The following is an 11,455-nucleotide window of genomic DNA, read 5'->3' as shown; positions in this document are numbered from 1 at the left end:
GTTCTCCTAGCTTGTCGTCTCGGGGCTTGTCGTCTCGGGGCGGATCAGCATGAGCAGATCCCACTCGATCTCCGACACCCGGCGACCGCTGGCCGCCATGACGATGTCGCGGACGGTGCCGTCCACGTGCGCGGCCGCCTGCGACGCCAAACCGACACCCCACGCCAGCGTGCCCATGACCTTCCACCAGCGGAACCGGTCGAGGTCGAAGACGCCGCCCGCCGACTCGTAGCCGCGCACGAAGCTCGCGCGATCGGCGAACCCGCCGAATTCCTGGGCGTCCTCGCGGAAGCGCCACATGCGCAGCGCGGGCCAGGCCAGATCGCGCATCGGGTCACCGCCGCGCTGCGCGCCCTCCCAGTCCAGGACGGCCTGTAGTCCGTCCGCGTCGACCACGAGGTTCCCGTTGCGCAGATCGGTGTGCAGCAGGGCGGTACGTGGCGGCGGTCCGGGTTGTCGATGTTCGAGCCAGCGCAGCGCCATCGCGAAGACCGGTCGGTCGGCCAGCAGCGCCCGCACGCCCTTCTCGGCATCGGCCAGCGCGTCGGCGGCCGGGTCGGGCCCTGCGGCGGGTACCGCTTCCGGTGCCGACGTCGGGTCGATGGCGTGCAAGCGGCCCATGGCCGCACCCCACTGGTGGGCCACCGTCTCGGCATTGCCCACGGCGGCGAGGAGCCGTAACACCTTGCGCGGCACGGTCTCTCCCGCGACATGCGCGGAGATCAGGAACGGTTCGCCGACACGGGTCGGATCGCCGCACACCGCCACCACCTCGGGCACCGGAACATCGTGCGCGCGAGCCAGTTCGCGCACCGCCGCCTCCGCTTCGACCGACATCAGCTCCACCGCGGGCGGCACGAGGGTGGCGACCAACCTCCGCGCCGTCCCGCCGTCGACTTCCGCGGTGAAGGCGATATTGCGCCTGCGCGCCCCAGCCGAGAGCGGCACCACCTCCCGCACCCGAACCGGCCGCCCGAACGTCTCCGTGAGGAACTCCGCCAGCCCGGCGGCTGGATCCGCGCTCACTCGCCCTCCCAGCTGTCGCAACCCGGCGTGGCGGTGCCCGGTTGGGCGACGTGCAGCGTGGCGACGCCTGGCTCGGCGAGGATTGGGTCGGCGCTCATTCGCCCTCCCAGCTGTCGCAACCCGGCGTGGCCGTGCCCGGCATGGCGGTGCCCGGCGCGGTGATGACTGGGTCGGCGGTGTCCGGCTCGACGAGGGTTGGGTCGGCGCTCACTCGCCCTCCCAGCTGTCGTAGCCCGGTTTCGCGATGGCCAGGTCGGCGCGCACCACCTCGGTCAGCGCCTCCCAGAGGGCCCGCTCGTCGCCGTCGCGCACCGCCGCCAGGAGTTCGGACTCGCGCTGGGCTGCGGCTGGCCCCAACGTCCACTCACGTCCCAGGATTCGGGCCAGATTCGCGCCGACGCGCGCCCGATGTTGCAATTCGGGCGGCAGCGCGGGCAGCAAGGTGTCCTCCAGCAGTTCGGCCAGGGACTCCAGCAGGTCGGCTGCCGACGGTCGATTCTGCACGGGCGACTCCCTCATCGGATAACCGCGCCCAGCATGACACGAGGCTCCTGCTCGGCGCAGCCGCTTGGGTCAGGCGCTCGCGCAAGGGGTTTCGCTAACCGCATGTCGCTCGGAGGGCGGGGGCGACGGGCGCACCTCGAGTCGGGGGCGCGTGGTCGGCGAGGGAGCGTGGACGACGCCGACACCGCGCGTGGCGGTTCTTCCCGAGGGTCTGCGCAAAGACGAACCGCACCGCACGGACTGGGCGGTCGAAAACATCAGAACATGCGGCAAAGACGGCGTCCGCGCAGGTGGCGGTGTGATGTGACGCCCCTGACCTTGGTGTCTGCGGGGCAGCACGTAAAATCGGTGGTTCGTGTGTGTCGAGTGGACGCACAATCGAAGCGTTTGCCACCGCCCCACGTTCTGAGGAGACCTTTGTGATCACCGCGACCGACCTGGAGGTCCGGGCCGGAGTCCGCACACTGCTCACCGCGCCCGGTTCGGCGCTGCGGGTGCAGGCCGGTGATCGGATCGGCCTCGTGGGTCGCAATGGCGCTGGCAAGACCACGACGCTGCGCATTCTCGCCGGTGAGGGTGAACCTTACGCGGGCAAGGTGATTCGTTCGGGCGATATCGGCTATTTGCCCCAGGATCCCAAGGAAGGCGACCTCGATGTGCTCGCCCGCGACCGGGTGCTCTCGGCGCGCGGCCTGGACAAGCTGATCCGCGATATGGAGAAGCAGCAGGCCCTCATGGCCGAGGTGGTCGACGAGAACGAGCGCGACAAGGCTGTGCGCAAGTACGGCCGTCTGGAGGAGCGGTTCTCGGCGCTGGGCGGCTATGTCGCCGAGAGCGAGGCCGCCCGCATCTGCAACAGCCTGGGCCTGCCCGATCGCGTGCTCGGCCAAGCGCTGCGCACCCTCTCCGGCGGTCAGCGTCGCCGAATCGAATTGGCGCGCATCCTCTTCGCCGCCTCCGACGGCTCCGGCGGCAAATCCGATACCGTCCTGCTGCTCGACGAGCCCACCAACCACCTCGACGCCGACTCCATCACCTGGTTGCGCGGCTTCCTGCAGAACCACGACGGCGGCCTCATCGTCATCTCCCACGATGTCGAACTGCTCGCCGACGTGGTGAACAAGGTCTGGTTCCTCGACGCCGTGCGCGCTGAGGCCGATATCTACAACATGACCTGGAAGAAGTACCTCGACGCCCGCGCCACCGACGAACAGCGTCGCCGCCGCGAGCGCGCCAATGCCGAGAAGAAGGCGTCGGCCCTCAAGCAGCAGGCCGCCAAGATGGGCGCCAAGGCCACGAAAGCCGTTGCGGCACAGAACATGCTCAAGCGCGCCGAGCGCATGCTCAACGAGGTGGACGAGATCCGCGTGGCCGACAAGGTGGCGCGCATCAAGTTCCCCGAACCCGCGCCCTGCGGCAAGACCCCGCTCATGGCGAAGAACCTCACCAAGCTCTACGGCTCGCTGGAGATCTTCACCGGCGTCGACCTCGCCATCGACCGCGGCAGCCGGGTGGTCATCCTGGGCCTCAACGGTGCGGGCAAGACCACCCTGTTGCGCCTGCTCGCGGGCGTGGAGACGCTCACCGCGGGCGAGATCGAGCCCGGCCACGGTTTGAAGATCGGGTACTTCGCCCAGGAGCACGACACCCTCGACGACCGTGCCTCGGTGTGGGAGAACATCCGCCACGCCGCCCCCGACGCGGGGGAACAGGACCTGCGCGGCCTGCTGGGCGCGTTCATGTTCTCCGGCCCGCAGCTGGAACAGCCCGCGGGCACGCTCTCCGGCGGTGAGAAGACCCGTCTGGCCCTGGCCGGTCTGGTCTCCTCGGCGGCGAATGTGCTGCTGCTCGACGAGCCGACCAACAACCTCGATCCGGTCTCGCGCGAACAGGTCCTCGACGCGCTGCGCAGCTATGCCGGTGCGGTGGTCCTGGTGACCCACGATCCGGGCGCGGCGGAGGCCCTGAACCCCGAGCGCGTGATCATGCTGCCGGACGGCACCGAGGACCATTGGTCACAGGATTATCTGGAACTCATTCAGCTGGCGTGATTCTCGTCACAAGAATCCGTTGATCACGGCACTCTGAGTGTCTAGCCTGGAAAGAGGCTGCAGGGCGACTCGGAGGATGGCCATGAGTGACAGGCCCGCACAGGGTAAAGCCGCATTGGGTAAAGGCACACGCGTCACCGGAAAGTCGCGAGACCGCCTGCAAACCCAGCTCAAGAAGCAGTACGAGGCGGGGGCGAGCATTCGGTCCCTAGCCCGCGAGACGGGGCGCTCGTACGGTTTCATTCACAACGTGCTGGTGGAGTCGCATGTGCAACTCCGCAGTCGGGGTGGCGCGAACCGGCGCAAGTCCAGCGCGAAATCGTCGGGCAAATAGGCGATTTCGGGCGAATCGCGACACCCTCGGTGTCGTGAGTGGGATTCGTGCGGGCCGACCAGGTTTCAGCGGTCGGCCACCGAACCATCGCCCAGGACAAGGAGATTGGCCAGGCTCTCGAAAAGCGGGAGACCGGTCTTGATCTCCAGGTACGCGAACTGCCCCTGCGGGTTGACCTCGAGGAAGTAGAACTCGCCGTCGAGGCCCACCCGCAGATCCAGCACGCCGAAAGTGAGTCCCAGCGCGCCCATGAGCGTGGTGAGGGATTTACTCACCGAGGCGGGCAGTCGGTCCGGGGTGAAGGCGACCGCGGTGTCCAGGCGCGAATCCACCCAGCCCACACCGGATTGCGAATCGATGCGCACCGCCCACTCGATGCCGTCCACCCACACCACGCGCAGGTCGTACTCGGCCGGAATGAAATCCTGAAATGTGGTGGGGGAGTGGCGAATCGTGGGCAGCCGATCCAGATCGGCGGCGGAGGCGATGCGGGTCTCGGTGAACGGGCCGCGTCCGGTGCCGGTGCGCTTGTAGATGACCGGACCGTGCCGCGAGGCCAGGAAGTCGCGCGCCTCGTCGACATCGTTGGTGATGAGGGTTTCCGGAATCGCGAAGCCCGCGCGATACGCGGTCTCCAATTGCACGATCTTGCGGGTCGCGGTGCGGTCGGCGCCCGGATCGTTCACCCACAGGGCGGGAATCGACCACAGCATGCCCTGGAGGAAGCCGTCGCATTCGGCTTGCCGGAAATCGTCGTCGGCGCGATCGGCGCCGCCGGGCACCAGACATGGCTGCGGGCGACGCCACCACACCGAGGCCACGTCGTCGAGTCCGAGCACATGGGACAGACTGCGGCCGGTTCCGTCGCTGGCGAGGCGGAAAGTCCCGTTCTCGCGCGGGAAGTCGCGCATATCCAGCCGAATCGGGGTGAGCCCGTGGTGGTTTCGCAGTGTCGCGGCGAGGGCGTCGCCGTGGAGGTCGTCGGCTTCGGTAACCATGAGCACCGAACCCGTTGCGCGGGTGGTCATATCGTTGGCGACGTCGGAGCGCGGGCGCTCGTCAGTCGAGGCTGTCGCAGGCGGTGCCGTCGTCGCTGCCGGAGTGCGAACGGGTCTGGCAACAGGTCATGGTCGCGCCGCCGACGCCGGGGCGAGTGGTGAGATCCATTCGGCGGGCCCAGGTTTCGGTGAGCCGCGCCAGTTGGTCGTCGCCGCGGGTGGGGGTGTGGTCCTGCGGCAGTGTCATGGGCCGGTCGGTGAGGGTGATGCGCCGCCGCTGGGTGAAGTCGGCGGTCGTGCCCTCCCGCACCTGCACCAGCACTGGCCGGTCGTCACCGAGGCGCGGATCGCGCGCTTCGAGATCGCAATCGGTCAGCGCCACGACATCGGCCCACCGGAAGGTCCAGGTGCCGTCGGTGACGCGCACCACGACATGCCTTTCGGTGGCGTCGACCAAATAGCCGGGTAGCGGTGGCGCGGTGATAGCGGCGGGCGGTGCCGCGGTGCCCGGGGGCGCTGAAATACTGGGACGAAGAGCGCCGGTCATGCTGAACTCCGATCTGCTCGGGATTTGCTGTAGAGCCGAGCGTGATCTGGATCATATCCCGCGACGCGGCTTGTTCGGTTCGCAACGAAAGATTTCAGGCCTACCGGCAAACCCTTGTCGACCGTTCGGAAACCGCTATGGCCGAAAGATTTTCGGTGCCCCGCAGGGAGTTCAGAGGGCGAGCGCCTCCGGGAATTCCGCGACGTCCCGCAGTGCGGCTGCGGGATCCGCTATCAGCTTGCGGGCGGCGAGATCCATGATGCCCGCGACCACGTCGACGGTGGCCGAGACGGTGCCGTCGAGTTTGCGAATCTCCTGGTGCATGCGGAAGGCCTTGCCTTCGCCCCAGACGAATTCGCAGCTCACGGTGACTTCGTCGCCGAGGTGCAGTTCGCGCTGGTACTTCAGCGTCTGTTCCAGGACCACCGGGCCGATACCGGAGCCGATCATCTTCTCGCCGGGAATTCCGGCCGCCTTCATGAGCTCCCATCGGGCGTGCTCGGCGTACTGCAGGTACACGGCCTGGTTGACGTGGCCGTTGATATCGAGTTCGTAGCCTCGGACGGTGATGGGCACAGTGAAAGCCATAACTGCGGAAACTGGGGCCCGACCCGTTGGTATTCCTGGATTTCCGGTGGTCTGAGCCACATTCGGCGACCGCTCCGCAATTACGGGTCGCTCTGTGGTCGCTGCCACTCGCCCGGTTGTTCAGCGGCGGTTGGCGGTGCGCTCGGCCCACCATGCGGGAGCGTCGACGAAGTGGTTGTCGAATTCCTCTTGCGCGGCCGCGAGATCAGCGAACGTGGACTCACCCTTGGCAATCCGGTCCAGCAGCCGGAAGTACTCGAACCGCTCCACGCCCGGCATGAGCGCGATCATGATCTTGGCTCCGCTGTCCGGGCTCGCGCCGAAGGCGTGCGGCATGAGCTTGGGCACGATGAGCGAGCCGCCCGCCCCGACCGTCGTGATGCGATCGCCCGCCAGCACCTGCAATTCACCCTCGGCCACATAGAACAGTTCGGCGGAGCGCGTGTGGTAGTGCGGTGCCGCGCCGTCCGCGCCCTGGGCCATGGTGACCTCCAGGGTGCTGGCCGCCCCGCCCGCCTCGTTCGAGTCGATGAGCAGTCGCACCGTGACAGAGTCGGTGGTGAGGGTTTCGGCGTCGGCGGGGTAGCGGATGGCGGCCTGTGTGGTGTTCATATCCAGCTCCATGTGATTCGGTCATTGATAATTCGCTACCGAACTATATCCCAGCGAATAGAATCTCGTCCATGGGTGAACCGAACTCCGATCCGATCGACGCGATCGCGAACCAGTGGCGGCGCGAACGCCCCGACCTCGACCTCGAGGCCATGGGCATACTCGGCCGCCTCGGACGGCTCATGGTGCGCGGCGAACAGCTGATCAACGCGGTCTTCGCCGAACACGGCCTGCAGCGCGGCGAGTTCGATGTGCTTGCCGCCCTGCGCCGTTCGGGCGACCCCTACGAACTCAACCCCTCGGTCCTGGCGGACACCCTGATGCTGTCGCGCGCCGGAATGACCGGCCGCCTGGACCGCCTGGAATCGGCCGGACTGGTCCGCCGGGTTGCGGACGCCGGTGATCGGCGCGCCATCCGCGTGGCCCTCACCGAGCCGGGCCGCGACCTGGTCGACAAGGTCGTCACCGCCCACACCGAGAACGAAACCGCCATGCTGTCGGTGTTGTCTCCCGCTGACCGACGCGATCTGGACCGGATCGGGCGAATCCTGTTGGGCAGCTGGGAATCACGGCTCTGACGCTGATTGCCCTCTGGGAGGACGCAAATCGGCCTCGCGTGCGCAATGAAGCCGCTGACCTGGCCCGGGCCGAGGAGTTGGCCGCCCTACAGGCCACCGCCGACGCGGAAGGGCGCGGGCACGGGCACGTCGCGTGAACCGAGGCGATATCTACACCCTCGACCGAGACCGCCCCAGCCGCGAGAATGACGAGCGCACTCCGTATCGGGCCATCGTCACCGCTGGCTACCTGCTCGCTCCAGGCGAGAACTGGGTTGTGGTCGCGCCCATAGAAGGCCTCGACCCCGATCGTCTCGTCGCGGTTCCACTCGCCGATGACGACCCTGTCCAGGGTTGGATCCGTCCCGATCGGGTCACGACCGTCTATCGACCATGGTTGTCGGGTCCGGTAGGTCGACTCACAGCCGACACCATGACGGTGTTCGACCAGCGGCTCACAGTGGCGCAAGGCCTCGAATGACGGAGTGACTCAGCGCTATCGGGCGGTGAATACTCAGTTCTTGCGGCGGACCGAGGCTTCCACGAGGTCGAGGACGGCCGAGAGATTGTCGCCCGCGTGGCCGGAGGCGATCCGGGCGATGAGGCCGTCGAGGACCAGATCGAGGTAGCCGAGCAGCACCTCGGTGGGTACGTCGTCGCGCAGCGCGCCCTCGGATTTGCGGCGCTCCAGGCGGGCCACGGTGGCGGCGGTGAGCTCCTCGGAGCGCTGTTCCCAGTTCGCGCGGAATTCGGGGTCGTTGCGGAGGCGACGCGCGATCTCCAAACGCGTTCCGAGCCAGTCGAAGTCCTCCGGATGGGCGAGCATATCGCGCATCACCTGGACGAGGCCCTGATTCGCGGCGACCTCGGCCATGCGGACGGTGTCCTCCTGGGCGAGGGCCAGGAAGAGGGCGTCCTTGTCGCGGAAGTGGTGGAAGATCGCGCCCCGAGACAGACCGGTCGCCTCTTCGAGTCGGCGCACCGTCGCGCCCTCGTAACCGAATTCGGCGAAGCAGCTGCGCGCTCCGTCGAGAATCTGGCCGCGGCGGGCGGCGAGGTGGTCGTCACTGACCTTGGGCATGGACTCCTCCGAAACCATCTGTGCGGGGTGCGTGCGCCGGATGTGGCGTACGCACCCCGCACGAGCGACGAGCGAAGCGACCCGGACGGGTCGCGCGGTGTGACGGTGACGAAGCCGTCCACCACCGGAATCGAGTGCGGTTCCCCCGACCCGGCCGTCGCCGACCGGGCGGGGAGCGCTGTTCGATTCTCTGACAACGGTTTTCAACCGCGCCTCATGACGATCATCCCCGCTGGCGCGGGGCGGCGGCGAATCAGCCGCGGATCATGTTGCGCAGCACGTACTGCAGGATGCCGCCGTTGCGGTAGTAGTCCGCCTCACCGGGGGTGTCGATGCGGACGACCGCGTCGAAGACGACCTTCTCGCCGTTCTCCTTGGTGGCGGTCACCTTCATGGTCTTCGGAGTCACACCCTCGTTCAGCTTGGTGATGCCCTCGATATCGAAGGTCTCCGTGCCGTCCAGGCCGAGCGACTTGGCGCTCTCACCGGCCGGGAACTGCAGCGGAACGACGCCCATACCGATGAGGTTGGAGCGGTGGATGCGCTCGAACGACTCGGTGATGACGGCCTTCACGCCCAGCAGGCGGGTGCCCTTGGCCGCCCAGTCGCGCGAGGAACCGGAGCCGTACTCCTTGCCGCCCAGCACGACCAGCGGGATACCGGCCTTCTGGTAGTTCTGCGAGGCGTCGTAGATGAACGCCTGCGGGCCGCCCTCCTGGGTGAAGTCGCGGGTGTAACCACCCGAGACGTCGTCGAGGAGCTGGTTGCGCAGCCGGATGTTGGCGAAGGTGCCGCGGATCATGACCTCGTGGTTACCGCGACGCGAGCCCAGGGAGTTGTAGTCCTTGCGCGCCACGCCGTGCTCGTCGAGGTACTGCGCCGCCGGGGTGCCCGGCTTGATCGGACCGGCCGGGGAGATGTGGTCGGTGGTGACCGAATCGCCCAGCAGCGCCAGCACGCGAGCGCCCTTGATGTCCTCGACCGGAGCCGGTTCCATCTCCATACCGTCGAAGTACGGAGCCTTGCGGACGTAGGTCGAGTTCTCGTCCCACGCGAAGGTGTCGCCCTCCGGGGTGTTCAGGTTCTGCCAGCGCTCGTCGCCCTTGAAGACGTCGGCGTAGGACTTGCTGAACATCTCGCGGTTGATCGCCGACTTGATGGTGTCGTCGATCTCCTGCGGGGACGGCCAGATGTCGCGCAGGAAGACGTCGTTGCCGTCCTTGTCCTGGCCCAGCGCGTCGTGCTCGAAGTCGAAGTCCATGGTGCCCGCGAGCGCGTAGGCGATGACCAGCGGCGGCGAGGCCAGGTAGTTCATCTTCACGTCGGGGGAGATGCGGCCCTCGAAGTTGCGGTTGCCCGAGAGCACCGCGGTGACCGAGAGGTCGTTGTCGTTGATCGCCTTGGAGATCTCCTCCGGCAGCGGACCGGTGTTGCCGATGCAGGTGGTGCAGCCGTAGCCGCCCACGTAGAAGCCCAGCTTCTCCAGGTACGGCCAGAGACCGGCCTTCTCGTAGTAGTCGGAGACGACCTGCGAGCCCGGGGCCATATTGGTCTTCACCCACGGCTTGGAGGACAGGCCCTTCTCGACCGCGTTGCGGGCCAGCAGGGCCGCGCCCAGCATGACCGACGGGTTCGAGGTGTTGGTGCAGGAGGTGATACCCGCGACCACGACCGCGCCGTGGTCGAGCACGAAGTCGCCGCGCTCGGGATCGGAGACCTTGATCGGCTTGGTCGGGCGGCCCTCGGAGCCGTTGGCGGCGGTCGGGATGACCGCGTCGTCCTCGGCAAAGGAGAGCACGGCCGGATCGCTGGCCGGGAAGGACTCCTCGACGGCCTCGTCCAGCTGCGTGTGCGGGGTGGTGTCACCCTCGGTCACGTAGTTGTAGATGTCCTTGCGGAAGGCGATCTTGCTCTCCGACAGCAGGATTCGGTCCTGCGGGCGCTTCGGACCGGCGATGGACGGCACCACGGTGCTCAGGTCCAGCTCCAGGTACTCCGAGTACTGCGGCTCGTGGTCGGCGTCGTGCCACATGCCCTGCTCCTTGGCGTACGCCTCGACGAGCGCGAGCTGCTCGTCGCTGCGGCCGGTGAGGCGCAGGTAGTTGATGGTCTCCTCGTCGATCGGGAAGATCGCCGCGGTGGAGCCGAACTCGGGGCTCATGTTGCCCAGGGTGGCGCGGTTGGCCAGGGGCACCTCGGCGACGCCCTTGCCGTAGAACTCGACGAACTTGCCGACCACGCCGTGCTTGCGCAGCATGTCGGTGACGGTGAGCACCACGTCGGTGGCGGTGACGCCCGGCTTGATCTCACCGGTCAGCTTGAAGCCGACGACGCGCGGGATCAGCATGGAGACCGGCTGGCCCAGCATGGCGGCCTCGGCCTCGATGCCGCCGACGCCCCAGCCCAGCACGCCCAGGCCGTTGACCATGGTGGTGTGCGAGTCGGTGCCGACGCAGGTGTCGGGGTAGGCCTGGCCGTTGCGGACCATGACGGTCGGGGCCAGGTATTCGATGTTGACCTGGTGCACGATGCCCATGCCCGGCGGGACGACGCGGAAGTCGTCGAAGGCGCCCTGGCCCCAGCGCAGGAACTGGTAGCGCTCGGAGTTGCGCTCGTACTCGAGGTCGACGTTGCGCTCGAGGGCGTCGGCGCGGCCGAACACGTCGAGGATGACCGAGTGGTCGATGACCATGTCGGCGGGGGAGAGCGGGTTGACCTTGTTCGGGTCGCCACCGAGGGTGGTCACGGCCTCACGCATGGTCGCCAGGTCCACCACACAGGGGACGCCGGTGAAGTCCTGCATGATCACGCGGGCGGGGGTGAACTGGATCTCGGTGTCGGGCTGGGCATTCGGATCCCAGTTCGCGATGGCACGGATGTGGTCGGCGGTGATGTTCGCGCCGTCCTCGGTACGGAGCAGGTTCTCCGCGAGGACCTTGAGGGCGTAGGGCAGCTTCTCGGTGCCGGGCACGGCCGAGAGGCGGAAGATCTCGTAAGAGTTGCTTCCGACCTCGAGAGTGCCTTTGGCGCCGAAAGTATCGATACTCGTCACGTTTCAGCTCCACTCGTCTGTGAATGGGGGCCACCGGCGGGGCTGTGCCGATGGCTCTCGTCGAGGCGCAGGCCTCGTCCGGATTCAACCCTAACAGTACGCTTG

The 11,455-nt window shown here is 67.5% G+C and carries 12 protein-coding genes; 4 read left to right on the top strand and 8 right to left on the bottom strand.

Translation table 11 applies throughout. The features are described from left to right. Positions 1 to 6: 6 nt before the first annotated feature. Positions 7 to 1,026 (bottom strand): phosphotransferase family protein, encoded by a 1,020-nt coding sequence (locus ACIBH2_RS03765; protein ID WP_397113095.1) that lies wholly within the window; start codon positions 1,024 to 1,026, stop codon positions 7 to 9. 207 nt (positions 1,027 to 1,233) lie between these two features. Beyond that, complete coding sequence (locus ACIBH2_RS03760; RefSeq protein WP_397113093.1) at positions 1,234 to 1,530, bottom strand: DUF6285 domain-containing protein; 297 nt, start codon at positions 1,528 to 1,530, stop codon at positions 1,234 to 1,236. A gap of 419 nt (positions 1,531 to 1,949) precedes the next feature. Between ACIBH2_RS03760 and ACIBH2_RS03755 the strand changes: the two genes are divergently transcribed. Together ACIBH2_RS03755 and ACIBH2_RS03750 are read left to right on the top strand one after the other, a co-directional pair. Then, positions 1,950 to 3,581 (top strand): ABC-F family ATP-binding cassette domain-containing protein, encoded by a 1,632-nt coding sequence (locus ACIBH2_RS03755; protein WP_397113091.1) that lies wholly within the window; start codon positions 1,950 to 1,952, stop codon positions 3,579 to 3,581. Between the two features lie 82 nt (positions 3,582 to 3,663). Next, the gene (locus ACIBH2_RS03750) at positions 3,664 to 3,915 is read left to right on the top strand and encodes a helix-turn-helix domain-containing protein (protein WP_397113089.1); all 252 of its coding nucleotides are present in this window, start codon (positions 3,664 to 3,666) and stop codon (positions 3,913 to 3,915) included. Between the two features lie 65 nt (positions 3,916 to 3,980). On the opposite strand, the gene ACIBH2_RS03745 is transcribed toward ACIBH2_RS03750, so the two are convergent. The 4 genes from ACIBH2_RS03745 to ACIBH2_RS03730 all read right to left on the bottom strand — a co-directional run bounded on the left by ACIBH2_RS03745 (position 3,981) and on the right by ACIBH2_RS03730 (position 6,660). Continuing rightward, complete coding sequence (locus ACIBH2_RS03745) at positions 3,981 to 4,943, bottom strand: hypothetical protein (RefSeq protein WP_397113087.1); 963 nt, start codon at positions 4,941 to 4,943, stop codon at positions 3,981 to 3,983. A 31-nt stretch (positions 4,944 to 4,974) separates the two neighbouring features. Continuing rightward, positions 4,975 to 5,460 (bottom strand): hypothetical protein, encoded by a 486-nt coding sequence (locus ACIBH2_RS03740; RefSeq protein WP_397113085.1) that lies wholly within the window; start codon positions 5,458 to 5,460, stop codon positions 4,975 to 4,977. Between the two features lie 171 nt (positions 5,461 to 5,631). Continuing rightward, on the bottom strand, positions 5,632 to 6,048 hold the full coding sequence (locus ACIBH2_RS03735; protein ID WP_397113083.1) for an acyl-CoA thioesterase: 417 nt from the start codon (positions 6,046 to 6,048) through the stop codon (positions 5,632 to 5,634). 120 nt (positions 6,049 to 6,168) lie between these two features. Then, positions 6,169 to 6,660: a cupin domain-containing protein gene (locus ACIBH2_RS03730; protein WP_397113081.1), complete on the bottom strand. Its 492-nt coding sequence runs from the start codon at positions 6,658 to 6,660 to the stop codon at positions 6,169 to 6,171. A gap of 71 nt (positions 6,661 to 6,731) precedes the next feature. Here ACIBH2_RS03730 and ACIBH2_RS03725 point away from each other — a divergent pair, with 71 nt between their 5' ends. Beyond that, a complete protein-coding gene (locus ACIBH2_RS03725) occupies positions 6,732 to 7,238 on the top strand; it encodes a MarR family winged helix-turn-helix transcriptional regulator (protein WP_397113079.1) in 507 nt (168 codons plus the stop codon). Between the two features lie 133 nt (positions 7,239 to 7,371). Beyond that, positions 7,372 to 7,698 (top strand): type II toxin-antitoxin system PemK/MazF family toxin, encoded by a 327-nt coding sequence (locus tag ACIBH2_RS03720; protein WP_397113077.1) that lies wholly within the window; start codon positions 7,372 to 7,374, stop codon positions 7,696 to 7,698. A gap of 33 nt (positions 7,699 to 7,731) precedes the next feature. On the opposite strand, the gene ACIBH2_RS03715 is transcribed toward ACIBH2_RS03720, so the two are convergent. Then, the gene (locus ACIBH2_RS03715; protein ID WP_397113075.1) at positions 7,732 to 8,298 is read right to left on the bottom strand and encodes a TetR/AcrR family transcriptional regulator; all 567 of its coding nucleotides are present in this window, start codon (positions 8,296 to 8,298) and stop codon (positions 7,732 to 7,734) included. Positions 8,299 to 8,551: 253 nt separating this feature from the next. Next, positions 8,552 to 11,350 carry an aconitate hydratase AcnA gene (acnA, locus tag ACIBH2_RS03710; protein WP_397113073.1) on the bottom strand — a complete coding sequence of 933 codons (2,799 nt, stop codon included), beginning with the start codon at positions 11,348 to 11,350 and terminating at the stop codon, positions 8,552 to 8,554. Positions 11,351 to 11,455 lie beyond the last annotated feature (105 nt).

This window comes from Nocardia sp. NPDC050406 (assembly GCF_044459025.1).
Classification (GTDB): Bacteria; Actinomycetota; Actinomycetes; order Mycobacteriales; family Mycobacteriaceae; genus Nocardia.
This window is presented reverse-complemented; position numbering and strand designations above follow the sequence as displayed.

Coding starts and splice junctions, on each gene's coding strand:
- ACIBH2_RS03750 (WP_397113089.1), top strand. CDS start 3,664: ATGAGTGACAGGCCCGCACAGGGTAAAGCCGCATTGGGTAAAGGCACA.
- ACIBH2_RS03745 (WP_397113087.1), bottom strand. CDS start 4,943: ATGACCACCCGCGCAACGGGTTCGGTGCTCATGGTTACCGAAGCCGAC.
- ACIBH2_RS03740 (WP_397113085.1), bottom strand. CDS start 5,460: ATGACCGGCGCTCTTCGTCCCAGTATTTCAGCGCCCCCGGGCACCGCG.
- ACIBH2_RS03735 (WP_397113083.1), bottom strand. CDS start 6,048: ATGGCTTTCACTGTGCCCATCACCGTCCGAGGCTACGAACTCGATATC.
- ACIBH2_RS03730 (WP_397113081.1), bottom strand. CDS start 6,660: ATGAACACCACACAGGCCGCCATCCGCTACCCCGCCGACGCCGAAACC.
- ACIBH2_RS03725 (WP_397113079.1), top strand. CDS start 6,732: ATGGGTGAACCGAACTCCGATCCGATCGACGCGATCGCGAACCAGTGG.
- ACIBH2_RS03715 (WP_397113075.1), bottom strand. CDS start 8,298: ATGCCCAAGGTCAGTGACGACCACCTCGCCGCCCGCCGCGGCCAGATT.